This is a genomic window from Enterobacter sp. ENT03 (assembly GCF_019218745.1).
GTDB lineage: Bacteria > Pseudomonadota > Gammaproteobacteria > Enterobacterales > Enterobacteriaceae > Enterobacter_D.
This window is the reverse complement of record NZ_JAHUXA010000001.1, coordinates 720,906-745,345: the sequence shown is the minus strand read 5'-3', so window position 1 is coordinate 745,345 and position 24,440 is coordinate 720,906. Positions and strand designations below refer to the sequence as shown.

General features: G+C 56.9%; 25 protein-coding genes and 1 riboswitch. Of the genes, 16 read left to right on the top strand and 9 right to left on the bottom strand.

Going from position 1 to position 24,440, the window contains the following annotated elements; translation table 11 throughout:
- The first annotated feature begins 104 nt into the window (after positions 1-104).
- The 4 genes from KW828_RS03525 to modC all read left to right on the top strand — a co-directional run bounded on the left by KW828_RS03525 (position 105) and on the right by modC (position 2,950).
- Positions 105-254 carry an AcrZ family multidrug efflux pump-associated protein gene (locus KW828_RS03525; RefSeq protein WP_088219922.1) on the top strand — a complete coding sequence of 50 codons (150 nt, stop codon included), beginning with the start codon at positions 105-107 and terminating at the stop codon, positions 252-254.
- A 172-nt stretch (positions 255-426) separates the two neighbouring features.
- Complete coding sequence (modA, locus tag KW828_RS03520; RefSeq protein ID WP_218335002.1) at positions 427-1,203, top strand: molybdate ABC transporter substrate-binding protein; 777 nt, start codon at positions 427-429, stop codon at positions 1,201-1,203.
- Complete coding sequence (modB, locus tag KW828_RS03515) at positions 1,200-1,889, top strand: molybdate ABC transporter permease subunit (protein ID WP_218335001.1); 690 nt, start codon at positions 1,200-1,202, stop codon at positions 1,887-1,889. The genes modA and modB overlap by 4 nt, the downstream gene beginning before the upstream one ends.
- 2 nt (positions 1,890-1,891) lie before the next feature.
- Positions 1,892-2,950: a molybdenum ABC transporter ATP-binding protein ModC gene (modC, locus tag KW828_RS03510; RefSeq protein WP_218335368.1), complete on the top strand. Its 1,059-nt coding sequence runs from the start codon at positions 1,892-1,894 to the stop codon at positions 2,948-2,950.
- Here modC and KW828_RS03505 read toward each other — a convergent pair whose 3' ends face one another.
- On the bottom strand, positions 2,951-3,769 hold the full coding sequence (locus tag KW828_RS03505) for a pyridoxal phosphatase (protein ID WP_218335000.1): 819 nt from the start codon (positions 3,767-3,769) through the stop codon (positions 2,951-2,953).
- 152 nt (positions 3,770-3,921) lie between these two features.
- On the opposite strand from KW828_RS03505, the gene pgl reads away from it, so the two are divergent.
- Entirely contained in the window at positions 3,922-4,917 is a 996-nt protein-coding gene (pgl, locus tag KW828_RS03500; protein ID WP_218334999.1) for a 6-phosphogluconolactonase, read from the top strand.
- 52 nt (positions 4,918-4,969) lie between these two features.
- Here the strand turns inward: pgl and KW828_RS03495 are convergent, their stop codons facing one another.
- Positions 4,970-6,253 carry a putative acyl-CoA thioester hydrolase gene (locus KW828_RS03495; RefSeq protein ID WP_218334998.1) on the bottom strand — a complete coding sequence of 428 codons (1,284 nt, stop codon included), beginning with the start codon at positions 6,251-6,253 and terminating at the stop codon, positions 4,970-4,972.
- Between the two features lie 138 nt (positions 6,254-6,391).
- Positions 6,392-7,699 carry an adenosylmethionine--8-amino-7-oxononanoate transaminase gene (gene bioA / locus KW828_RS03490; RefSeq protein WP_218334997.1) on the bottom strand — a complete coding sequence of 436 codons (1,308 nt, stop codon included), beginning with the start codon at positions 7,697-7,699 and terminating at the stop codon, positions 6,392-6,394.
- Positions 7,700-7,765: 66 nt separating this feature from the next.
- Between bioA and bioB the strand changes: the two genes are divergently transcribed.
- The 4 genes from bioB to bioD are packed head-to-tail and all read left to right on the top strand — an operon-like array spanning position 7,766 to position 11,387.
- Positions 7,766-8,800, top strand: coding sequence for a biotin synthase BioB (bioB, locus tag KW828_RS03485; protein WP_218334996.1), 1,035 nt, complete (start codon positions 7,766-7,768; stop codon positions 8,798-8,800).
- Entirely contained in the window at positions 8,797-9,954 is a 1,158-nt protein-coding gene (bioF, locus tag KW828_RS03480) for an 8-amino-7-oxononanoate synthase (protein ID WP_218334995.1), read from the top strand. Before bioB ends, bioF begins: the two co-directional genes overlap by 4 nt.
- Positions 9,938-10,693, top strand: coding sequence for a malonyl-ACP O-methyltransferase BioC (bioC, locus tag KW828_RS03475; protein ID WP_218334994.1), 756 nt, complete (start codon positions 9,938-9,940; stop codon positions 10,691-10,693). The genes bioF and bioC overlap by 17 nt, the downstream gene beginning before the upstream one ends.
- Complete coding sequence (gene bioD, locus KW828_RS03470; RefSeq protein ID WP_218334993.1) at positions 10,686-11,387, top strand: dethiobiotin synthase; 702 nt, start codon at positions 10,686-10,688, stop codon at positions 11,385-11,387. The genes bioC and bioD overlap by 8 nt, the downstream gene beginning before the upstream one ends.
- Here the strand turns inward: bioD and KW828_RS03465 are convergent.
- Together KW828_RS03465 and KW828_RS03460 are read right to left on the bottom strand one after the other, a co-directional pair.
- Positions 11,350-12,072 (bottom strand): ABC transporter ATP-binding protein, encoded by a 723-nt coding sequence (locus KW828_RS03465; RefSeq protein ID WP_218334992.1) that lies wholly within the window; start codon positions 12,070-12,072, stop codon positions 11,350-11,352. The genes bioD and KW828_RS03465 overlap by 38 nt on opposite strands.
- Before the next feature lie 16 nt (positions 12,073-12,088).
- Positions 12,089-12,421: a hypothetical protein gene (locus tag KW828_RS03460; RefSeq protein ID WP_218334991.1), complete on the bottom strand. Its 333-nt coding sequence runs from the start codon at positions 12,419-12,421 to the stop codon at positions 12,089-12,091.
- Between the two features lie 413 nt (positions 12,422-12,834).
- On the opposite strand from KW828_RS03460, the gene uvrB reads away from it, so the two are divergent.
- The 6 genes from uvrB (at position 12,835) to KW828_RS03435 (ending at position 18,501) form a co-directional block, all read left to right on the top strand.
- Positions 12,835-14,856 (top strand): excinuclease ABC subunit UvrB, encoded by a 2,022-nt coding sequence (uvrB, locus tag KW828_RS03455; protein ID WP_218334990.1) that lies wholly within the window; start codon positions 12,835-12,837, stop codon positions 14,854-14,856.
- 113 nt (positions 14,857-14,969) lie between these two features.
- Positions 14,970-15,200 (top strand): type II toxin-antitoxin system VapB family antitoxin, encoded by a 231-nt coding sequence (gene vapB, locus KW828_RS03450; RefSeq protein WP_088219909.1) that lies wholly within the window; start codon positions 14,970-14,972, stop codon positions 15,198-15,200.
- Complete coding sequence (locus KW828_RS03445) at positions 15,197-15,613, top strand: PIN domain-containing protein (RefSeq protein ID WP_218334989.1); 417 nt, start codon at positions 15,197-15,199, stop codon at positions 15,611-15,613. Before vapB ends, KW828_RS03445 begins: the two co-directional genes overlap by 4 nt.
- Before the next feature lie 203 nt (positions 15,614-15,816).
- Positions 15,817-17,028, top strand: coding sequence for a PLP-dependent aspartate aminotransferase family protein (locus tag KW828_RS03440; RefSeq protein WP_218334988.1), 1,212 nt, complete (start codon positions 15,817-15,819; stop codon positions 17,026-17,028).
- A gap of 16 nt (positions 17,029-17,044) precedes the next feature.
- Positions 17,045-17,485 carry a hypothetical protein gene (locus tag KW828_RS21840; RefSeq protein WP_256349962.1) on the top strand — a complete coding sequence of 147 codons (441 nt, stop codon included), beginning with the start codon at positions 17,045-17,047 and terminating at the stop codon, positions 17,483-17,485.
- Positions 17,482-18,501: a Na+/H+ antiporter NhaC family protein gene (locus KW828_RS03435; RefSeq protein WP_256349961.1), complete on the top strand. Its 1,020-nt coding sequence runs from the start codon at positions 17,482-17,484 to the stop codon at positions 18,499-18,501. The genes KW828_RS21840 and KW828_RS03435 overlap by 4 nt, the downstream gene beginning before the upstream one ends.
- A gap of 155 nt (positions 18,502-18,656) precedes the next feature.
- On the opposite strand, the gene pmrB is transcribed toward KW828_RS03435, so the two are convergent.
- From pmrB to yvcK, 4 genes are all read right to left on the bottom strand, one after another.
- The gene (pmrB, locus tag KW828_RS03430; RefSeq protein ID WP_218334987.1) at positions 18,657-19,748 is read right to left on the bottom strand and encodes a two-component system sensor histidine kinase PmrB; all 1,092 of its coding nucleotides are present in this window, start codon (positions 19,746-19,748) and stop codon (positions 18,657-18,659) included.
- A 3-nt stretch (positions 19,749-19,751) separates the two neighbouring features.
- Positions 19,752-20,423, bottom strand: coding sequence for a two-component system response regulator PmrA (gene pmrA / locus KW828_RS03425; protein ID WP_218334986.1), 672 nt, complete (start codon positions 20,421-20,423; stop codon positions 19,752-19,754).
- 5 nt (positions 20,424-20,428) lie between these two features.
- Positions 20,429-22,063, bottom strand: coding sequence for a phosphoethanolamine transferase EptA (gene eptA / locus KW828_RS03420; protein WP_218334985.1), 1,635 nt, complete (start codon positions 22,061-22,063; stop codon positions 20,429-20,431).
- Positions 22,064-22,183: 120 nt separating this feature from the next.
- Positions 22,184-23,092, bottom strand: a complete 909-nt coding sequence (gene yvcK / locus KW828_RS03415) for a uridine diphosphate-N-acetylglucosamine-binding protein YvcK (RefSeq protein WP_218334984.1) — start codon at positions 23,090-23,092, stop codon at positions 22,184-22,186.
- 217 nt (positions 23,093-23,309) lie between these two features.
- Positions 23,310-23,443, top strand: a riboswitch (molybdenum cofactor riboswitch).
- On the opposite strand from yvcK, the gene moaA reads away from it, so the two are divergent.
- On the top strand, positions 23,431-24,420 hold the full coding sequence (gene moaA, locus KW828_RS03410; protein ID WP_218334983.1) for a GTP 3',8-cyclase MoaA: 990 nt from the start codon (positions 23,431-23,433) through the stop codon (positions 24,418-24,420). Its footprint overlaps the riboswitch before it by 13 nt.
- Positions 24,421-24,440: the final 20 nt, after the last annotated feature.

Here is a 24,440-nt window from a genome sequence, read left to right as displayed (position 1 = left end):
TTGTGACGGAATTCCCCCCTGGCGCAACGGGCACCGCACAAAAGGGGCGTGTAATTTGTAGGGATCGGGTTAGAATAACCGCTTAACACACTGTGGAGTCGACCATGTTAGAGTTATTAAAAAGTCTGGGATTTGCGGTCATCATGGTACCGGTGGTAATGGCGATCATTCTGGGCCTGATTTACGGTCTTGGTGAAGTCTTCAATATCTTCTCCGGCGTCGGCCACAAAGATAAATCCAGACAGTCACATTGATTTCATAAAAAGCGCCCGCTCAGCGGGCGTTTTGCTATTCAAGATTTACGCCCGCCTGCCGATATTCCCTTTGCGTACCTGCTAATACCTGAGCCGAACCAATTAGTCCTGTAAATTTGTGCGGCTATCGTTATATCATTAAGTATATAACGAAACTCACAGGAGTAAGAACATGGCCCGTACCGGTTTACGTCTGTTTGCAGGCGCCGCGCTGTCTCTCTCGCTGGCAGGTGCTGCGCTGGCAGACGAAAGCAAAATCACCGTCTTCGCCGCTGCCTCGCTGACCAACGCGATGCAGGATATTGCAACACAGTACAAAAAAGAGAAAAACGTCGCGGTGGTGTCGTCATTTGCCTCGTCCTCCACGCTGGCCCGCCAGATCGAAGCGGGCGCGCCAGCCGATCTGTTTATCTCTGCCGACCAGAAATGGATGGATTACGCGGTAGAGAAAAAGGCGATTGACGCCGACAGTCGGAAAACATTGCTGGGCAACAGCCTGGTGGTGGTCGCGGCGAAAGCCAGCCCCCAGGGGCCGATAACCATTAACGCGCAAACGCCGTGGACCCGTCTGCTGAACGGTGGTCGTCTCGCGTCAGGCGATCCGCAGCACGTCCCGGCGGGCATTTATGCCAAAGAGGCGTTACAAAAACTGGGGGCCTGGGATACGCTGTCGCCAGTACTCGCCCCGGCGGAAGATGTGCGCGGCGCGCTGGCGCTGGTGGAACGTAACGAAGCGCCGCTCGGCATCGTTTACGGCTCTGATGCGGTGGCCAGTAACGGCGTGAAAGTGGTTGGCACGTTCCCGGAAGCGTCACACCAAAAAGTGGAATACCCGCTGGCGATTGTCGAGGGTCATAAGAACGCGACGGTGAGCGCCTTTTATGACTATCTGCAAGGTCCGCAGGCTTCTGAAATCTTTAAACGTTATGGATTTACGACGCACGAATGATATTGACCGATCCCGAATGGCAGGCGGTATTGCTGAGCCTGAAAGTCTCGTCCCTGGCCGTACTCTTTAGTCTGCCTTTTGGGATCTTCTTTGCCTGGCTGCTGGTGCGCTGCACCTTTCCGGGCAAAGCGCTGCTCGACAGCCTGCTGCATCTTCCCCTTGTTCTGCCGCCGGTGGTGGTGGGTTATCTGCTGCTTATCAGCATGGGACGGCGCGGGGTGATCGGCGGCTGGTTGTATGACTGGTTCGGCATCACTCTGGCCTTTAACTGGCGCGGTGCGGTACTGGCGGCGGCGGTGATGTCCTTTCCGCTGATGGTGCGGGCGATCCGCCTGGCGCTGGAAGGCGTGGACATCAAACTGGAACAGGCTGCCCGCACGCTGGGTGCGGGGCGCTGGCGCGTCTTTTTCACCATCACGTTACCCCTGACGTTGCCCGGCATTATCGTCGGCACGGTGCTGGCGTTTGCCCGTTCGCTGGGTGAATTTGGTGCGACTATCACTTTTGTTTCGAATATCCCCGGCGAAACGCGCACCCTCCCTTCGGCCATGTACACCCTGATCCAGACGCCGGGCGGGGAAAGCGCTGCCGCACGACTGTGCGTCATCTCCATCGTACTGGCGTTAATTTCACTGCTGGTTTCTGAATGGCTGGCCCGCATCAGCCGCGAACGGACGGGGCGCTGATCATGCTGGAACTGCACTTTACCCAGACGCTGGGAACGCATCGTTTACAGATCAACGAAACGCTGCCTGCCAGCGGCATTACCGCTATTTTTGGTGTATCCGGGGCCGGTAAAACTTCGCTTATCAATGCCATCAGTGGCCTGACACGTCCGCAGCAAGGACGCATTGTGCTGAATAATCGCGTACTGAACGATGCTGAAAAAGGCCTTTTTCTCGCACCGGAAAAACGCCGCGTCGGCTATGTGTTTCAGGATGCGCGTCTGTTTCCCCATTACAGCGTGCGCGGCAATTTGCGCTACGGCATGGCAAAAAGTATGGCCGGCCAGTTCGACAAGCTGGTGGATCTGCTGGGCATTGCGCCGCTGCTCGATCGCCTGCCGGGCAGTCTTTCCGGCGGTGAAAAACAGCGGGTGGCGATTGGCCGCGCACTGTTAACCGCGCCGGAGCTGCTGCTGCTCGACGAGCCGCTGGCCTCGCTGGATATGCCGCGAAAGCGCGAACTGCTGCCGTATCTGCAACGGCTGGCGCGGGAGATCCACATCCCGATGCTCTACGTCAGTCACTCGCTGGATGAGATCCTGCATCTGGCGGATAAAGTGATGGTGCTGGAGGGCGGGACGGTGAAAGCCTTTAGCTCGCTGGAGGCGGTCTGGGGCAGTCGGGTGATGAATCCGTGGGTGCCGCCGGATCAGCAAAGCAGCGTGCTGAAGGTCAGCGTGCTGGAACACCATCCACATTACGCGATGACCGCGCTGGCGCTGGGCGATCAGCATTTGTGGGTCAATAAACTGGATCGCCCGTTGCAGTCCACGCTGCGGGTGCGTATTCAGGCGACGGATGTTTCGCTGGTGCTACAGCCGCCGGTTAACAGCAGCATTCGTAATATTCTGCGCGCGAAGGTGACGCAGTGTCTGGATGACCAGGGGCAGGTTGAAGTGCAGCTTGAGGTAGGCAGCCGGACCATCTGGGCGCGTATCAGCCCGTGGGCCAGGGATGAACTGGGGATCAAACCCGGCCTGTGGCTGTACGCGCAAATCAAGAGCGTGTCGATTACCGCCTGATCACAGCAGATGTTTATAGAGGTATTCGGCGATGGTGTCGGTGCTGTTATCGCCGATCACCACATCCGCCCGCGCTTTTACCGCCTCGTCGGCGTTGCCCATGGCGACGCCGGTGCCCGCCGCTTCCAGCATGCTGATGTCGTTGAAGTTATCACCAAAAGCAATCACGTCCTGCATCGACAATCCCTGCGCCGCCACCCATTGGGAGAGGCGTTTGCCTTTGCTGTTGCCGCGCCGGGCGATGTCCACCTGATCGTGCCACGAACGCTCGCACTCCAGACCCAGCGTCTGCTCCACGTGCAGCGCGAACGCATTTAACTTCTCGCTGTTTTCATCGGTCAGCGCGAATTTCCAGATCGCCGCCACATCCTGCGCTGTCTGCGTCAGGGAAGCCACCTGGGTAAAGGTCGGGCGCTGCGCTTCCGGTAAGTTCATCGCCCAGTTGTGGGTGCGGATCACATGACCGGTGGGCTTTTCATAAACCATCGCGTCGTCAACATACATCAGACCGTGCACCTCGTGTTCATCCAGCATCTCGATCAGTTGCAGTGCCTGATTGACCGGCAGCGGATCGGACTCCAGCACCTTTTTTGCATGATAATCATACAAATAAGTGCCATTACAACAAATTGCAGGTGTATCCAGCGCCAGTGCCTGATAAAAAGGATGAATGGCAACATGATGGCGACCGGTCACGATAATTAACTGATACCCGGCGGCTTTGGCACGGTTCATCGCATCAAGTGTGGCGGGAAGAAGGGTTTTGCCGGGGGTCAGTAAGGTGCCGTCTAAATCGAGAGCGATAACGCGCGAGGTCATATCGTATTCCGTATGAATGATGAGAAATAAGCTGCCGGAATGGTACACCCGATGACCGGTCGGACAAAATCCGCGCGCAGAAATCCAGCATTCACTGTTAAAAAAGACTATCCTGGTAATCTACTTCACTGCTTTGTGATCGAGGAGAATTCATGAAACAAACCGTTTATACCGCCAGCCCGGAAAGCCAGCAGATCCACGTCTGGCGTCTGAACCCGGAAGGCGCACTAACACTGGTCCAGGTTGTTGATGTTCCAGGGCAGGTGCAACCGATGGTCGTAAGCCCGGATAAACGCTTCTTGTACGTCGGTGTTCGCCCTGAGTTTCGCGTGCTGGCGTACCGCATTTCTGCGGAAGACGGCGCGCTGACCTATACCGCCGAAGCGCCGCTGCCGGGCAGCCCGACGCATATCTCTACCGATCACAGCGGTCGTTTCCTGTTCAGCGGCTCCTATAACGCTGGCTGCGTCAGCGTGACCCGTCTGGATGACGGCATCCCCGGCGAAACCGTGACGGTTGCCGAAGGGCTGGAAGGCTGCCACTCGGCGAATATCTCCCCGGACAACCGCACGCTGTGGGTCCCGGCGCTCAAACAGGATCGTATTTGCCTGTTCTCACTGGGCGAAGACGGTTCGCTGACGCCGCAGGAGCCGGGCGAAGTGAAAACCGTGGAAGGAGCAGGCCCGCGCCACATCGCGTTCCATCCCAATCAGCAGTTTGCGTACTGCGTGAACGAACTGAACAGCAGCGTCGATGTCTGGCAACTGAAAAACCCGCACGGTGAAATTGAATGCGTGCAGACGCTGGATATGATGCCGGCTGATTTCGCTGACACCCGCTGGGCGGCCGATATTCATATCACCCCGGACGGACGTCATTTGTATGCCTGTGACCGTACCGCCAGTCTGATCACGGTGTTCAGCGTGTCAGAAGACGGTAGCGTGCTGGCCATCGAAGGTTATCAGCCAACGGAAACTCAGCCGCGCGGCTTTAATGTCGATCACAGCGGTAAGTACCTGATTGCTGCCGGGCAGAAGTCGCACCATATCGCGCTGTATGAAATCAGCGGCGCGCAGGGTTTGCTGGAAGAGAAAGGCCGTTATGCGGTCGGCCAGGGCCCGATGTGGGTGGTGGTTAACGCCTACTAAACCAGACGCAAAAAAAAGCCCGCCATCTGGCGGGCTTTTTATCAGTCACGCATTACTGCTTCGGCTCGGCGACAATCTGGCTGCCCACGCCGCGGTTGTTGAACTCCCACATGCGGTTAAACTGCGCGTCGTTCAGATCGCGCGTCACATTGCCTTTATCATCCACGTTGCCGGTGTTACCCGCAAAGGCGCGCTGCGAACCTGCGGCCGCGGCCCAGGGTTTCGCCACGTTAAAGCCTTCGTTGATCACGCTGTCGCGGATCACCACCTGACCGTTGGTCGCGGAATCAAGATCCAGTGAACGGCCCAGCTGTGCCACGCCGTCACCGGCGGCGCTGAAGCGGCTGTTCACCGCCAGGAAACCGTAGAAGATATTCGCCTGGGTTGCCGGGGCGAAGACATAGCCTTCCTGCTGGGTACGGGAATTCACGATGCGGAAATCGGTGTTTTCAAAGACCACCGCGCCGCGACCCGCGACCAGATCCACATCCCCTTCCACATAGCTGTCTTTTACCAGCGTACGGGTCTGACGATCGGTGCGCAGGGTGTTATCGACGCTACTGTTGGTCACGAAGAACGTGTTCTGGCGACCCAGAATGTTCACCTTGTTGATCTGCACTTTATCGCCATCGCTGCGCAGGGCCACCGCCTGGTGATTACCCGCATCCACGCTGTCACCCAGGCTGTTCTGGATGGTCAGGTTTTGCAGTTGCAGGCCGTTATTCTGTGACCAGACGACTGCGGAGCACATCACGCCCACGGTGGCGTTACGCTTGCTCTGGCAGGCATCGAACATATACCACGCCGGTTTGCCTGGCATATATTTCCCGGCCGGATTCACGAGGCGACGCCAGGTGGTGGTGTCCATTTCGGAGTCCACCGCAAGGCCCACTTTCACGTCCAGCGGTTTTTCGCCGGTACCGTACAGGGTCAGGCTGCCAGGGGCGGCCGGAATATACACGGTACCTTCATACTCGCCTGGCAGAATGGCAATGTACTGGCGCTCGCTGGTGTGTTTATTGATAGCCGCATCGACCGCGGCCTGGATGGTGGTGTGCGTCACACCCGCTGTACCCGCCGGGCCGACGACAAAGTTGGCCTGCTGTGGCAGACGAATATCAGACGGGGTCCAGGGGGCCGCATTCGGATCCATCGACGCGAAATAACGCGCCGGGACAAAGTTCTGTGCTTCATTCGCGGACAAGACCGGACGGGCGGCAGTACCCGGTGCAGCTTGCGTGGAAGGTTTTTGGTCCGGTGGCGTTGAGCTGCATGCAGTCAGTGTCACGCCAAAAGCCAGTGCCAGCGTCAGACGGGAAACCGAAAATGTGTTCAAGGGATGCTCCAGGCTATCAGGTTAAAATGAATTCCTTAGAAGCCTGCTTTTTTATACTAAGTTGAGCGAAACGGGAAGCCGATTGTTTAAATCGGCTGCAATATCCCGAAATATTTACGCCATTTTGCGTGCAACGCGTTACGGCAGGAAATGTTGCGGCTCCCGCACCGCATCGCACACCGCCTGCGTAAGCCTGGAGAGTTGCTGCGAGGTGATGATATAGGGCGGCATTAAATAGATCAGCCGACCGAACGGCCGCACCCAGACGCCGCGCGATACGAAGAAGCGTTGCAGCGCCGCCATGTTGACCGGCTGGCGGGTTTCGACAACGCCAATCGCCCCCAGCACCCGCACATCCGCCACCGTTTCTGCATCACGGATCGGTGCCAGTTCACGGCTTAACTGGGCTTCAATGGTCGCCACCTGATTGCGCCAGTCGCCGCTTTCCAGCAGTTGCAGGCTGGCATTCGCCACCGCGCAGGCCAGCGGATTGCCCATAAACGTCGGGCCATGCATAAAGCAGCCCGCTTCGCCGTTGCTGATGGTATCGGCGACATCGCGGGTGGTCAGGGTGGCGGAAAGCGTCATGGTGCCGCCGGTCAGCGCCTTGCCGAGGCAGAGAATATCCGGCGCAATGCCAGCGTGTTCGCAGGCGAACAGCTTGCCGGTACGCCCGAAACCGGTGGCGATCTCATCGGCGATCAGCAGGATACCTTCGCGATCGCACATCTTACGAATGCGCCTCAGCCATTCAGGGTGATAAAACCGCATTCCGCCCGCGCCCTGTACGATGGGTTCGAGGATCACCGCCGCGATGTCGTGACGGTGCGCCGCCATCAGCCGGGCAAACGGCACCATATCCAGCTCATCCCATTCGCCGTCAAAACGGCTTTGCGGCGCTGTTGCAAAGAGGTTATCCGGCAGATAACCCTGCCACAGGCTGTGCATCGAATTATCCGGATCGCATACCGACATCGCGCCAAAGGTATCGCCGTGATAGCCATTGCGGAAGGTGAGAAAACGCTGGCGCGGCTGGCCTTTCGCCTGCCAGTACTGCAACGCCATTTTCATCGCCACTTCCACCGCTACTGAGCCGGAATCTGCGAGGAACACGCACTCCAGTGGCGCCGGCGTCATCGCCACCAGCCTGCGGCACAGATCCACCGCTGGCTGATGCGTAATGCCGCCGAACATCACATGGGACATCTCATCAATCTGCGCTTTCATCGCCGCATTAAGCTGCGGATGGTTATAGCCGTGGATCGCCGCCCACCAGGACGACATGCCGTCCACCAGCCGCTCGCCTGTCGTCAGATGCAGTTCACAACCGTGGGCAGACTGTACCGGAAAGACCGGCAGCGGGGTGGTCATGGAAGTGTAAGGATGCCAGATATGGCGCTTATCAAAGGCGAGATCGTTCGGTGTCATAATCGACTTGTAAACCAAATTAAAAACATTTAGGTTTACGAGTCTACACCAAATCAAAACGTAACACACCGTTGGAGATGCCCCATGGCTCACCGCTGGACTTTGTCGCAAGTCACCGAACTGTTTAATAAACCGCTGCTCGATCTGCTGTTCGAGGCGCAAACCGTACACCGTCAGCATTTCGATCCGCGTCAGGTGCAGGTCAGCACGCTGCTGTCGATCAAAACCGGTGCCTGCCCGGAAGACTGTAAATACTGCCCGCAAAGCTCGCGCTATAAAACCGGGCTGGCTTCCGAGCGCCTGATGGAAGTGGAGCAGGTGCTGGAATCGGCGCGCAAAGCCAAAGACGCCGGTTCGACGCGCTTCTGCATGGGTGCGGCGTGGAAGAACCCGCACGAGCGTGATATGCCGTATCTCGAGCAAATGGTGCAGGGCGTGAAGGCGATGGGGCTGGAAGCCTGCATGACGCTTGGCACGCTGGAAGACAGCCAGGCACAGCGCCTCGCCGCTGCCGGACTCGATTACTACAACCACAACCTCGACACCTCGCCGGAATTTTACGGCAACATCATCACCACCCGCACCTATCAGGAGCGTCTCGACACGCTGGATAAAGTGCGCGATGCGGGGATCAAAGTCTGCTCCGGCGGTATCGTGGGCTTAGGTGAAACCGTCACCGATCGCGCCGGTCTGCTGCTGCAACTGGCGAACCTGCCAACGCCGCCGGAAAGTGTGCCGATCAACATGCTGGTGAAAGTAAAAGGGACGCCGCTGGCCGATAATGACGACGTGGACGCCTTTGATTTTATCCGCACCATCGCCGTGGCGCGCATCATGATGCCGACCTCGTATGTGCGTCTCTCCGCCGGACGCGAGCAGATGAATGAGCAGACCCAGGCGATGTGTTTCATGGCCGGGGCGAACTCGATTTTCTACGGCTGCAAACTGCTGACCACGCCGAACCCGGAAGAGGACAAAGACGTGCAGCTGTTCCGTAAGCTCGGCCTTAATCCGCAGCAGACCGACGTGATGAACGGCGATAACGAGCAGCAGTATCAGCTTGAACAACAACTGCGTAACGCCGACACCGACCAGTATTACAACGCGGCGGCGGTATGAGCTGGCAGACGCGCATCGATACGGCGCTCGACAACCGTCGCGCGGCGCAGGCGCTGCGCACCCGGCGCGTAATGGAGCAGGGGGCCGGGCGCTGGCTGACGCACGACGGCGAGCGCTTTTGTAACTTCTCCTCCAATGATTACCTCGGCCTCAGCCAGCATCCGCAGGTGATCCGCGCCTGGCAGCAGGGGGCCGACCGCTACGGCGTTGGCAGCGGCGGCTCCGGGCACGTCAGCGGCTACACCGCAGCACATCAGGCGCTGGAAGCGGAACTTGCCGACTGGCTCGGCTACCCGCGCGCGCTGCTGTTTATTTCAGGATTCGCCGCCAACCAGGCGGTGATCGCCGCGCTGGCGGGTGACGATGACCGGCTGATCGCCGACAAGCTCAGCCACGCCTCGTTACTGGAAGCGGCGGTATTAAGCCCCGCACAACTGCGGCGTTACAGCCATAACAACGTCCCGCAGCTCACTGACCTGCTGGCGAAACCCTGCGCCGGACAACAACTTTTGATCACCGAAGGGGTGTTCAGCATGGATGGCGACAGCGCACCGCTGGCGGAGATTGCCGCCGCCGCGCAAGGCGCATCCGCCTGGCTGCTGGTGGATGACGCTCACGGCACCGGCGTGACCGGGCCGGAAGGACGCGGCAGCTGTCATGCCGCAGGCATCCGCCCGGAACTGCTGATCGTCACTTTCGGCAAAGGTTTTGGCGTCAGCGGCGCGGCCGTGCTGTGTAGCGAGGCGCTGGCGGACTATCTGGTGCAGTTCGCCCGCCATCTGATTTACAGCACCGCCATGCCGCCTGCCCAGGCCATCGCCATCAGCGCGTCGCTGGCGGTGATCCGTCAGGCCGACGGTGCTGCCCGACGGGAAAAACTCAGCGCGCTGATCGACCATTTTCGCCGTGGTGCGCAGGCGCTTAACGTCAAAATGACCGCCTCACAAAGCGCCATACAGCCGCTGATCGTCGGCGATAACGCCCGGGCGCTGGATCTGGCCGCGCGGCTGCGGCAGGCGGGTTGCTGGGTGACGGCGATCCGCCCGCCCACCGTACCGCCGGGCACCGCGCGTCTGCGGCTGACCCTGACGGCAGATCACGAACGCCAGGACATCGACTGTCTGCTGGAGGCGCTGCATGACGCCGGTGAATAAACCTGCGGTCGCCGCCGCCTTTGGCCGTGCCGCCCAGGGCTATGCCCGTCATGCGCAGTTACAGACGCAAAGCGCCGACCTGCTGCTGGCAATGACCGGTGAACGATCCATTGAGCGGGTACTGGACGCCGGTTGCGGACCGGGGGCGCTCAGCCGCTACTGGCGTGAGCAGGGCGCGAACGTTACCGCCCTCGATTTATCTGCGCCGATGCTCGATGAGGCCCGCCGCCAGCAGGCCGCGCATCACTATGTGCTGGCAGACATCGAAGCCATGCCTTTTGGCAGCGCGCAGTTTGATCTGGCGTGGAGCAATCTGGCGGTGCAGTGGTGCGACGATCTGCATCAGGCATTGAGCGAGCTGTATCGCGTGGTGCGTCCTGGTGGCGCGGTGGCTTTTACGACGCTGGCGGCAGGCTCTTTACCGGAGCTGAATCAGGCCTGGCAGGCGGTGGATCATCACCCGCACGCCAATCGTTTTTTACCGGCGCAGACGCTTACCGACACGGTGAGTCACTGGCGCGGTCGCAGCGGGATCGCACAGATTACGCTGGAGTTTGAGGATGCGCTCAGCGCCATGCGTTCGCTGAAGGGTATTGGGGCCACGCATCTGCATGCCGGGCGTCAGGCGCAGGCGCTGACCCGTGGACAGCTGCAACGGCTGCAGCTCGCCTGGCCACAACGCGCCGGGCGCTATCCGCTGACCTATTCACTTTTCTGGGGAGTTATTGAACGTGACTGAACGCTATTTTGTCACCGGGACGGATACCGAAGTGGGGAAAACCGTCGCCAGCTGCGCGCTGTTACAGGCGGCAGCCGCACGGGGAAAACGCACGGCTGGCTATAAACCGGTGGCCTCAGGCAGCGAGGTGACGCCGGACGGGCTGCGCAACAGCGATGCGCTGGCCCTGCAACGCCACGCCAGCCTGGTGCTGGACTATGAGGTGGTCAATCCCTACGTCTTTGCCGAGCCGACCTCACCGCATATCGTCAGCGCGGATCAGGGGATCCCGATTGATTTTGGCGTGATGTCAGCGGGGTTACGCGCGCTGGAAAACCAGGCGGACTGGATCCTGGTGGAAGGGGCAGGGGGCTGGTTCACGCCGCTGTCTGAACGCGACAGCTATGCAGACTGGGTGATACAGGAAGCGCTGCCGGTGATCCTGGTGGTCGGGGTCAAGCTCGGCTGCATTAACCACGCGCAGCTCACCGCGCTGGCGGTGCGTCAGGCGGGATTACGGCTGGCAGGCTGGATCGCCAATGACGTGCAGCCGCCGGGAAAACGTCATGCGGAGTACCTGGCGACGCTGCGACGCGTGCTGCCTGCGCCTTTCCTCGGGGAGATCCCCTGGCTGGCAGACGCGCCGCTGGAACGGCAAAACGGTCATTATCTTGATCTCAGCGAACTGCGTCCTGTGACATCCAGTGGGAAATAAGCTGGTCATCGAGCTGATGCACATGCCCCTGCGCCACGTTACGTCCCCGGTGCAGCAGGCAGAACCGGTCGGCCACGCGGCGGATAAACGACAGATGCTGCTCCGCCAGCAGGATGGTCATGCCGAGATCCTGATTCAGCCGCACCAGTAAATTACCAAGCTTATGGATGAACGCCTGGCCCGATCCCCGCGTCGGTTCATCGAGGATCAGCAGGCGCGGCTGCGTGACCAGCGCACGGGCCAGCGCCAGCTGATACTGGTTATCCTCTGACAGGCCCGCCCCCTTGATCTGGCGCAGCGCGTACAGCTCCGGAAACAGATCGTAGATCGCCGGGGTGACCGCGCAGCCCGGTTCGCCCGCCGCCAGCATCGCAATATGTAAATTTTCTTCTACCGTCAACTGGGAGAAGATCCGTCGGTCCTGCGGCACATAGCCAATCCCCATTGCCGTGCGATGTGCTGCTGTCACCTGTAACAGATCGAGCGGTGGCGCGCTTGCATCCTGCCAGACGATGCTGCCGCTCTCGACAGGCAGATTGCCGGTAATGCAGTTCACCAGCGTGGTCTTGCCCATCCCCTGTAAACCTATCACCGTGGTACAGGTGCCAGGCACTAAATCTAAATCGACATTCCATAACGTATGCTGATCGCCGTAATACTGATTGACCGCGCGTAGACGTAACATCGGGCTTCTCCTGTTCTCATGGCTGTCGGTAACAGCGCTGTAAACGAGATGTTGCAAAAGACTTGCCACCTCCAACGAATGTCGTATTTTTCAGAGCAGGATGAAGAAACAGGGAACAAATCGTCACCGGCAGCGGATGCCGCAGAAAATCCTGCACGCTGGCAGTGCGCACAAGGCAAAAAGGGTGCAGCAGCGGAACGGTTTTTAAGCAGGATCGCCCTGCTTTGACCCGATGGCGGCTTATCTTCCACGCAAAATTTAGTGATAAAAATTTTTTGTCATTGCCGCCTGGGTCAAAACCGGGAATTTGCTGAGCGGCAGGGGATATGGCCTGGCGGGAGTTATCCACTATTCCTGTGGATAACCATGTGCATTAGAGTTAGAAAACACGTGAGAAGCGAGAGTTCATGCGGCCTGGACATGAATTGATGCGAAAGGCGGCTTTTCAGTATATTGCTTTAATATCAATAACTTGCATAAAAGCAATGCCTGTAAAAAAAGTGTCACTGACTGCCACAAAACTTTCATGACATCTCTTGACAAATGTTAAATCAGAAATCTTTTTGGGGATAACCTGTATCGCGCAGCGTTTTATCCCGTAAGCAGGATAATGTGCCATCCGCCCTGGACCTACTGTCACCCTTACGTCGCCACAACGTAGCGCGTTACTGTTTTTTCATCCAGTATTTTTTATTGGCAAAAATCGCCGTCGCGAGTAAAATTACTCACCTGCCCGCTCATTCCTCCATCAGGTAGCCGTTCATGAGTAAACCGTTCAAACTGAATTCTGCGTTTAAACCTTCTGGCGATCAGCCAGAGGCCATCCGCCGCCTGAAAGAAGGGCTGGAAGACGGACTGGCGCACCAAACCTTGCTGGGGGTAACCGGTTCAGGGAAAACGTTCACCGTGGCGAATGTGATTGCCGATCTCCAGCGTCCGACCATGGTGCTGGCACCCAACAAAACCCTGGCGGCCCAGCTGTATGGCGAGATGAAAGAGTTCTTCCCGGATAACGCGGTAGAGTATTTTGTGTCGTACTACGACTACTACCAGCCGGAAGCCTACGTGCCCAGTTCTGACACCTTTATCGAAAAAGATTCGTCGGTGAACGAGCACATCGAACAGATGCGTCTGTCCGCGACCAAAGCGCTGCTGGAGCGCCGCGATGTGATCGTGGTGGCCTCCGTGTCGGCGATCTACGGTCTGGGCGACCCCGATCTGTACCTGAAAATGATGCTGCACCTCACCACTGGCATGATCATCGATCAGCGCGCTATCGTGCGCCGCCTGGCGGAGTTGCAGTACACCCGTAACGATCAGGCGTTCCAGCGCGGCACCTTCCGCGTGCGCGGCGAAGTCATCGATATTTTCCCGGCGGAATCTGACGATATGGCGCTGCGCGTTGAGCTGTTCGACGAAGAAGTCGAGCGTTTGTCGCTGTTTGATCCGCTGACCGGGCATGTGGAATCGTCCATCCAGCGCTTTACCGTCTACCCGAAAACGCACTACGTGACGCCCCGCGAGCGTATCGTGCAGGCCATGGAAGAGATCAAAGTCGACCTCGCCGAACGCCGCAAAACGCTGCTGGCAAATAACAAACTGCTGGAAGAGCAGCGCCTGACGCAACGTACGCAGTTCGACCTCGAAATGATGAACGAACTGGGTTACTGCTCCGGGGTGGAAAACTATTCCCGCTACCTCTCCGGGCGCGGGCCGGGGGAAGCGCCGCCAACGCTGTTCGACTACCTGCCTGCAGATGGCCTGCTGGTGGTGGACGAATCCCACGTGACCATTCCGCAGATTGGCGGCATGTACCGTGGCGACCGCGCGCGTAAAGAGACGCTGGTGGAATATGGCTTCCGTTTGCCCTCGGCGCTGGATAACCGTCCGATGAAGTTTGAAGAGTTCGAAGCGCTGGCACCGCAGACCATTTACGTGTCCGCAACGCCTGGCCCTTACGAGCTGGAAAAATCCGGCGACGATATTGTCGATCAGGTGGTGCGTCCGACCGGCCTGCTGGATCCGATTATCGAAGTGCGCCCGGTGGGCACCCAGGTGGACGATCTGCTTTCTGAGATCCGTAAGCGTGTCGCCATCAACGAGCGTGTACTGGTCACTACGCTCACCAAGCGAATGGCCGAGGATTTAACCGAATATCTCGAAGAACACGGCGAGAAGGTGCGCTATCTGCACTCCGACATCGATACCGTGGAGCGTATGGAGATCATCCGCGACCTGCGTCTTGGTGAGTTTGACGTGCTGGTCGGGATCAACCTGTTGCGTGAGGGGCTGGATATGCCGGAGGTGTCGCTGGTGGCGATCCTTGATGCCGACAAAGAAGGCTTCCTGCGTTCTGAACGCTCGCTGATCCAGACCATTGGGCGTGCGGCGCGTAACGTTAACGGGAAAGCCATTCTTTACGGCGATCGCATCACCGCGTCGATGGCGAAAGCCATCAGCGAAACCGAACGTCGCCGTGAGAAACAGCACCAGTACAACATCGAGCACGGCATTACGCCGCAGGGGCTGAACAAGAAAGTGGTCGATATTCTGGCGCTGGGCGAGAACATCGCGAAAACCAAAGCCAAAGGCCGCGGCAAATCCCGTTCACCGGTGGTGGAAGAGAGCCTGGAACGTCTGCTGACGCCAAAAGCGATGCAGCAGAAAATCCACGAACTGGAAGCGCAAATGATGCAGCACGCGCAAAACCTCGAGTTCGAAGAAGCCGCTGCCGTACGCGACCAGCTTCACCAGCTGCGCGAGTTGTTTATCGCGGCGTCCTGATGCCTGCCGCGCTATGCCGATATGGTATAGCGCGGTTTGTTTATTGCGCGTTAGCATATGCAAGGCATATACTCCTCAGCAGAGCTTGTCCCTGTTCAATAAGGAGTAGAAACATGCGAACAGTATCGATATTTAAGAACGGTAATAACCGTGCCATTCGTTTGCCCCGCGATCTGGATTTTGACGGCGTGAACGAGCTGGAAATTATCAGGGAAGGCGACACCATCATCCTGCGACCAGTTAAACCCTCATGGGGTTCTTTTGTGCAGGAAGAAAAAGCCGACAAGGATTTCATGCAGGAGCGTGAAGAGATCGTCAGCGATGAGGGACGTTTCAAGCTATGAGTAAGACCTACATGCTGGATACCAATATTTGCTCGTTTATCATGCGCGAGCAGCCTGAGTCGGTATTAAAACGTCTCGAGCAGGCGGTGATGCGCCGTAATCGTATCGTGGTATCCGCGATTACCTACGCAGAAATGCAGTTTAGTGCCATCGGCAAAAAAGCCTCTCCACGGCACGGGCAACTGGTGCAGGCGTTCTGCGCTCGTCTGGACGCCATCCTGCCCTGGGATCGTGCTGCCGTTGATGCCACCACCAGGATCAAGGCTGCGCTGGCAGCGGCGGGTACGCCAGTTGGCGCTAACGATGCCGCCATCGCCGGGCATGCTATCGCCGCTAATGTCATTCTGGTCACTAATAATACCCGTGAATTTGCGCGGGTGCCGGGACTGATCCTGGAAGACTGGGCAGAATAATAGCGCTACGTGATATTATTTACCGCTCTTATTAATCCCATTAATTAACCCCAACCCCTGTTTTTATTGGCTGTGATCTGAATAACGTCGATCTTTGCATTTATGCCTTCTTATGAAAATTGATGGCAAAATAAACCGATTCTTTTCTGCGCTTTTTTATTAAGCTGGTTTTTATTATTCCCACGTAAAACCAGGAAAAGACAATGGAATCGATACGCTGTCTGTTTAAAGAGAATGACTATGCCATGGATGATGTTATTACCTGTTCAGGTATTAATGAGGAACATCATAAAAATTATGGCGCGGTCAGCCCGCCGCTGGTGAAAACCAGTTTATTCGTGCAGCAGAATTATCAGCGCTATTGCGATGATATGCAGCATGAAGCTGAACGTTATATTTATTCCCGTGGGCTGAATCCCACCACGGAATTGCTGGAAAATAAACTCGCGGCCCTTGAACGGGGAGAAGCCTGCAAAGCCTTTGCTTCGGGCATGGGGGCGATTGCCGCCACCCTGTTGGCTTTTTTGCGCAGCGGGGATCACGTCATCTTCACCAATAACGTTTACGGCCCGACGCTGACGTTAGTCAGGCAGATGCAGGCGCGATTTAACATTACGTTTGACGTGGTGCTGAGCGGCGAGCCTGGGGACATCGCGGCAAAAATTCGCCCCAATACACGAATGATCTATACCGAATCCCCTGGCACCATGACCATGCGGGTGGTGGATCTGCGTGCCATCGCCCGGCTGGCAAAAACGCACGGTATTATCACCGTGATCGACAATACCTGGGCTACGCCGCTGTTCCAGAAACCCTTGACGCTCGGCTTCGACCTGTCGGTGCACTCCTGCACCAAGTATATCGGCGGTCACAGCGACTTAACCGCCGGCGCGGTGGTGGGCCGTCATGAGCATATCGATGCGATCCGTGATTTCTCTCATCAACTGCTCGGCGCGGTACTGGCACCGGACAGCGCCTGGCTGGTGATCCGTGGCCTGCGCACATTGCCCCTGCGCATGAAGCAGCATCAGGAAAACACCCTGGTGGTGCTGGCCTGGCTGCAACAGTGCGAGGCGGTGGAAAAACTCTGTCACCCGGCGGTGGCAGATGTCCGCAGCCGGGAATTAATCGCGGCGCAAATGTACGGCGTCTCCGGCTTATTGAGTTTTGAATTACGTAACGGCAGTTTTCAGAAAGTAAAAACCTTTATTGATAGCTGCAAAATCTTTAAGCCTGGCTGCAGCTGGGGCGGTTACGAGAGCCTGATTATTTCCCCTAATCGCGGTTATAACGAAGCGGATATTGCCCGCGACGGCATGGCGGCAGGATTAATTCGCCTCTCTGTCGGCCAGGAAAATCCGCAATTATTGATCGCAGATTTAAATCGCGCTTTTAATGCCGTCAGACACGGCTAAATATACAGGAAAGAGTATGGACGCTAACAGGGAACCGGGCTTTACCGCTGCGATGCTGTTATTCGCGGTGGTCTTTATGGTGTTTTTTATGGGGATCGGTGTTTTAAATTATCCGGTCGAATTTATTCTTATTGTCATCACGATTATTACCGGCTTTTTTGCCCGTTATTATGGGGCGGGCTGGCAAAACATGATGCAGACGTTTATCGGCAAAATTAAAGATGCCGTGCCGGCAATGCTGATCCTGCTCACCATTGGTATGCTCATCGGCTGCTGGATGGTCAGCGGGACTATCCCGCTGATGGTCTATTACGGGCTGGAAATTATTAATCCGGCCTATCTTTATCTGACGGCATTTCTGGTTACGGTGTGCATTTCGACCTTTACCGGTACGTCGTGGGGATCGGCGGGCACCATTGGCGTGGCGTGGCGCTGGTGGCTGTGGCGGCCGCCATGAACGTTTCGCTGCCGATAACTGCCGGGGCGGTGATCTCCGGGGCTTACTTTGGCGACAAGCTCTCTCCGCTGTCCGACACCACCAACATGGCGGCGCTGGCGGCAGGGGCAGAGCTGTACCAGAGCATTCGCCACATGATGTACACCTCGGTCCCGGCGTTTTTGTTCGCCTGCATCGGCTTCTGGATCGCCGGTTGGGATTTGCAGGCGGCACAGGCGCTGCACCTGGACACCATTTCGGTGATGAAAAATGCCCTCGACCTGTTGTTCTGGCTGAATCCGCTGCTGATGGTGCCGGCGCTGCTGGTGTTTGTCGGCGCGATGCGTAAATGGGATACCGTTATTGTACTGGTCGCCTCGTCTTTCATGGCGCTGGGCATTGCCGCTGTTACGCAGCCTTTTGCGCTGGCGGATCTGGTGAAAGCGGCGATTAACGGCTTTAACACCAGCATGATCCCGGACTTCACCACGGTGGCGATGAACGAGGCGACCAGCAAAAACATCAATACGCTGCTTAACCGGGGCGGGATGTATTCGATGGTCAGCCCGATTGTGGTGATGCTGTACGCCTTTTTGTTTGCTTCGGCGCTGGAGGTGTCCGGCGGGCTTAACGTTATTTTGCAGCGGCTGGTGAAAAAACTGACCTCGGTGACCAGCACCGTGCTGGCAACCATGCTCACCAGCTCGCTGCTGGTGGCCTGTACCGGCAATGCGGTGATCAGCTTTTTCCTCGTCAAAAATATGTACGATCCCTGCTTTAAAACCAAAAAACTGCATATGGTGAACATGTCGCGCGCCATGGAGTCCGGCGCCACGCTGCTGGAGGGACTGTTTCCGTGGACCATCTCCGGGATGTTTATGGCGAAAACCCTCGGCGTGGCGACGCTCGAGTATGCGCCCTGGGTGCTGTTTAACCTGAGCTGCTTTGTGATGGCGGTGCTGTATGCCGTGCTGGCGCGTTGGTCCGGATTCGGAACACGTTACGAAACGGGAAATGAGAAGGGTGTCACATCGTAGCGCGCTTTTTTATGCGGCTTAATGCAGTCTTAATCTGGTAAGGCGACACTGTACGGATGTTAATGAGGACAGTGTCATGCAAAAAATAACCCCCGTACAACGACTCGCGCTGGCGATCACGGTGATGATGATCGCCAGCTTCCTGCATACCTGGTTTACCGTTTGACGGTTGCGCCCTCGGCGCTGCTGTCCGGAAATCGTACCCATGCGCGTAGCCCCGGTCCGGGGTTACGATTATGTAAAAACAGCTCCCCGTCGTGTAATTGTGCGATGCGGCTGACGATGCTCAGCCCGAGTCCCATGCCGCCGTAACGGCTGTCCATACGCACAAAGGCTTTGCTGAGCTCATGGCTGGACGCTTCGTCAATGCCAGGACCTTCATCTTCCACCGCCAGCACTGGCGCGTTTTCATTGCTGACCGTAATGGTGATAGTGGCCCGCTCAGGACTGTAACGATGAGCGTTTTCCACCAGATTTCTCAACAGCACGCGCAGCTGCGGGGCATCACCGCTGACCGCAATATCATTGACCTGTTCAGGCCATACCAGTCTCTGCTGGCGTGTACTGAGCATGGTGAGTAATTCGTCCTGTAACGGCAGGATCACATCGCGGATCAGCATCACCTGCTGATAACTTCCCGCCGAAAAGGACTGCGCCACGCGCGCCAGTTGCAGCAACTGCGAGACACTTTCCGTCATCTGTTCAAGACGCAGGATCAAATGGCTGACGTCAATGGCATGGCTTTTTGACAACAGTTCAAGGTGCAGCCGTAGCCCGGCCAGCGGCGTGCGCAGCTCGTGGGCCACATCCGCGGTGAACAGTCGTTCCCGATCGAGGGTGACGGTCAGGCGGGCCACCAGCTGGTTGATCGCTGTGGTCACCGCCTCCACTTCCGGCACCGGGTTTTCCAGCGCGATGGGTTGCAGGTTATCCGGCGTGCGGATCTCCAGTTCATGCTGCAAATCCTTTAGCGGTCGGGTAATGCGTTTGATGGCCTGCATGCACAGCAGCAGGGCAAGGCCGATAATGATGAGGCTTGGGATCAGCAGGCTGGCGACCGCTTCGTGCACTTCATGTTTAATGTTGCTGTGATTGTTGGCTTTATGGATCTCGCTTTCCACAATCAGCTGGATCTGCTCTTTGCTTTCATGCCACAGCCAGAACACGCTCACCAGCTGGCAGACCACCAGAATAGTGCCGATGGTCAGTAGCAAACGACGCCGTAGCGTCCAGTGACGAAAATTCATGCTTTACTGCTCTCCCTGCGTTTTCACCAGCAAATAACCGAAGCCCCGCACCGTGCGGATGCGATCTTTACCCACTTTGTCGCGCAGATTATGAATATGCACTTCCAGCGTATTGGTCGCCGGTTCGTTATCCCAGCTGTAAATATCGTTGTAGAGGATTTCCCGGTGCACCGGGTTGCCTGCTTTGAGCATCAGCCGCGAGAGCAGGGCATACTCTTTGGGGGTCAGGTCCAGCAGCTGGCCCGCCAGTTTTGCCTGACGATTATTCACATTAAGTTGCAGATCGCCCACCGTCAGTTCACTGTCACCCTCATTATGTTTACGGCGCAGCAGCGCGCGAATACGGGCGTTCAGCTCCTCCAGCGCGAAGGGTTTTATCAGATAGTCGTCAGCGCCGGCGTCCAGCCCCGACACGCGATCCTCAACGGTATCGCGCGCGGTCAGGATCAGCACCGGCAGCGCGCACTTCTCGCGGCGCAGTCGCTGTAAAAAATGCACACCGTCTTCATCGGGTAATCCCAAATCCAGCACGATCAGGCTGTAATGGCTGACTGCCAGGCACTGCGCGGCTTCACGCGCGGTCGCCACGCCATCGCAGGCATAGCCTTCCGCCTGCATCGCCAGCAGCAGCCCTTGTAACAGCAGCGTATCATCTTCGACCACTAAGATTTTCATCAGTATTACCCTCTGCACGGCGCGAGAATATCATCTGCCGCATGATACTCGCTGGTTTGTACACCCACTAACCCTAACATCGTTGAGAACAGATTATCCTGGGAAAAATCTTCCGTAGCGGCACGTTTTTTCAGGCAACGATAATCCACCGCATGGCGTGTCTGATATTGCCGGGAAAGCCAGATCAGCATCGGAATATGCTTCTGCGCATCCGGTGCGATGGAATACGGCAGACCGTGCAGATAAACGCCATTTTCACCTAAGGATTCGCCATGATCGGAGAGATACACCAGGCTGGTGATAACGTTATCCGGCTGCGCCTGTAATAATTTAATCGCCTTATCGACAATATAATCCACGTACAGCACCGTATTGTCATAGGTATTCACCAGTTGCTCGCGGGAACAGGTCTGAATTTCATTGGTGTCGCAGGTTGGAGTGAATTTCCGGAACTGCGGCGGATAACGGTTATAGTAGGTCGGGCCGTGGCTGCCGATGGTATGTAATACGATCAGCCCATCCTCAGGGACGCTGTTGATATATTTTTGCAGGTCATGGAACAGGATGTCATCCTGGCATTCACCTTTGATGCAGTAATCTGCCAGATCCAGTTTTGTCATATCCTGATGCGGCACACGATCGCAGGCACCTTTACAGCCGCCGTCATTTTCATTCCACAGCACCGAAATACCTGCGCGCTGCACAATATCCAGCAAGCCTTCGCGATGATGGGCGAGCTGTTCGTCATAATTTTTGCGCGGCATCCCGGAGAACATGCAGGGCACCGAAATGGCGGTGGCCGTTCCGCAGGAGGTGGTTTTAGGGAAATACACCACGTCGTCTTTTGACAGCAGGGGATTAGTGTCACGGTCATAGCCTGACAGGCCAAAGTTATCCCCGCGTGAGGTTTCGCCGACAATCAAAATAGTCAGGTGTTTATTTGGCGGCGTATGCATCGCCGGATCGCGTTTTGCATCCTCGCCCAGTTTAACCAGCGGCAGGTTATCCATGCGGTGGTGGATATTATATGACCAGAGCGCGCTGATACTGTTTGAAGGGCCGAGGGATTTTATCAGCTCTTTATTGTTACGAAACACGGATGCGTAGTCTTTATAAAAGAAAGCGGCGATCAGCACTAAAAGGACGATGGAAGCGCCGATATTCAGGCACCGTACTACCAGGCTATTAACCCGCGCAGGGCTTTTTTTGAATTTAACCACAAACGCGAAAATCGCCATGGCGATACCGCTCAGGCCAATAGTCAGCAACAGTTGCGGCGTCATCAGCGCAAAGCTCTCCGCGGGCGTCGTATCGAGCATATTGGCAATCATTGAACGGTCAATAATAATGCCGTAAGTCCAGATAAAATATTGCGTGGCGGCGCTGAGTAAAATAAAGATGACCACCACCACGCGCTCCAGCCATAAAAAGGAGGCCAGCGTCGCGAGAATATTAATGACGCTGAATGCCACCAGCGGCATCGATAAAAAGACCGCCAGAGTGTAAGCCGAATTTACGGGCAGGAGCACCCACACCTGACGGTAAAAAATCAGGTTCAGGAAAACGGCAATATAAACGGAAAACAGCAGCAGAAAAGTCAGGCGACTCATTTCGGGTCTGCGAAGCGGAATACGGCTCATAGTGAACGTCCTGGGAGAATATACCCGGCATATTCACGGAGAAGGGTTAAGCCAACCTTAAGAAGTTAAGAAAGAGATGAATAAAATGTTTCCCCCTCGTAACAAACGAGGGGGAAAAGTTCAGCCGAGGCTCTGCACCGCGCGCTCCAGCGCCGCGCGCAGCAGGCGGCGGTCGTGGCGATAGGGCACATCACTTGCTTCCAGCACGTCCTGGATAACAATACGATCCGTCACCGATGAGACCTCCACCGTCGGGCCAACCACCACCGCGTCAATAATGCGCTTGCCGACGTACTGCTCCATCAGCGCCAGCTTGTCGTTCAGACTGAGGCTGGCGGCGGCGACGCTCAGTTCTTTGCCGAGATTACCGATATACACCACGGGCGCAGGCGTGCGGCGCAGCGCCTGCGCCAGATTGTCGAGCAGCAGCAGCGGCAGCAGGCTGGTGTAAAAACTCCCCGGCCCAATCAAAATCAGATCCGCTTCGGCAATGGCCTGTACCGCCTCGCGGGTGGCCTGAGCACTGGGAAACAGCATTAATTCCTGCACCGGCTGGGTCAGCTGGTCGATATTCACTTCGCCGTATACCGCGTGCCCCTCGCTGTCGAGCGCCATCAGATCCAGCGGCTGCTCTGACATGGGGATCAGGAAGGCGTCCACTTTTAGCAGGTTGCGGATCAGATTGATCGCTTCCAGCGGCCGCACGCTGAGGTGATCCAGCGCTTTGAGCATCAGGTTGCCGAGGTTATGCCCCGCCAGCTCACCGTTACCGTTAAAGCGGTATTCGAACATCGCTGAGGCGACGCTCTGCTCGGTGATCAACTGGTTGAGACAGTTACGCATATCTCCCCAGGCGATACCGCCTTCGGAGCGACGAATGCGTCCGGTCGAGCCGCCATTATCGGTGGTGGTCACGATGCCGGTTAAACGGGAGCCGAGCGAGGAGAGGGAAGACATCACCCGTCCCAGTCCGTGCCCGCCGCCAAGGGCGACAACCCTGTCGAGATCCGCAAGAGTTCGATTGCGCATAGTCAGTCCTTAAGTCGAAAAAATAACGTTACGTTACCCGGTGTACCCCTTTATGACGATGCCACGTCGGGGGGAAAATGACACATATCAATGCAAGCCTGGGATTATCGCGTAGTCTGTAGTGAAAATGCACGATTATGTCGCTATGTAGTTAATTATATAGCGCTATGCAAGGATGGCGGAACAGGACGTATCGCGATATTATCGCCTGAGCTTGCTAATCACACACACTCTAGCCTCTGTGCCTACGTCTTACTGATATGGTGCTTTGGCCGTGGCAAATAGCCACCAGGGTGCAGGAAGAAATGACTGCACCTCCCGAATCTGGAAAGGTGTACATGGCCTCACAACTTACCGATGCATTCGCGCGTAAGTTTTTTTACCTGCGTTTGTCGATTACCGACGTGTGCAATTTTCGTTGCACCTATTGCCTGCCCGATGGCTACAAGCCGGGCGGCGTCACCAACAAAAGCTTTCTCAGCGTCGATGAAATTCGCCGCGTCACCCGGACCTTTGCCGCGCTGGGCACGGAAAAAGTGCGTCTGACCGGCGGCGAACCCTCCCTGCGCCGGGATTTCACCGACATCATCGCAGCGGTACATGAAAACGCCGCTATCCGTCAGATTGCCGTCACCACTAACGGCTATCGCATGGCGCGTGACGTGCAGAACTGGCGCGATGCCGGGCTGACGGCGATCAACGTCAGCGTCGACAGCCTTGATGCCCGCCAGTTTCACGCCATTACCGGCCAGGATAAATTCCGCCAGGTGATGGAGGGCATCGACGCCGCTTTCGCCGCAGGCTTCGAGAAAGTCAAAGTCAACACCGTCCTGATGCGCGATGTGAATCATCACCAGCTGGATACGTTTCTGGCGTGGATCCAGCCGCGTCCCATTCAACTGCGCTTTATCGAACTGATGGAAACTGGCGAGGGCAGCGAGCTGTTCCGCAAACACCACCTTTCCGGCATGGTGCTGCGCGATGAACTGCTGCGTCGCGGCTGGATCCAGAAGCTCCGCCAGCGCAGCGACGGCCCGGCGCAAGTATTCTGTCACCCGGATTATGAAGGCGAAATCGGCCTCATCATGCCGTATGAGAAAGATTTCTGTGCCACCTGCAACCGCCTGCGCGTCTCGTCCGTCGGCAAGCTTCACCTGTGCCTGTTTGGGGATGGTGGCGTCAGCCTGCGGGATCTGCTCGCAGATGACAGCCAGCAGGCGGCGCTGGAAGCGCGTATATCAGAAGCGCTGACGCATAAAAAACAGACCCATTTCCTGCATCAGGGCAATACCGGTATTACGCAAAATCTGTCGTACATCGGCGGGTAACACCGAATAAGGAGATTTCT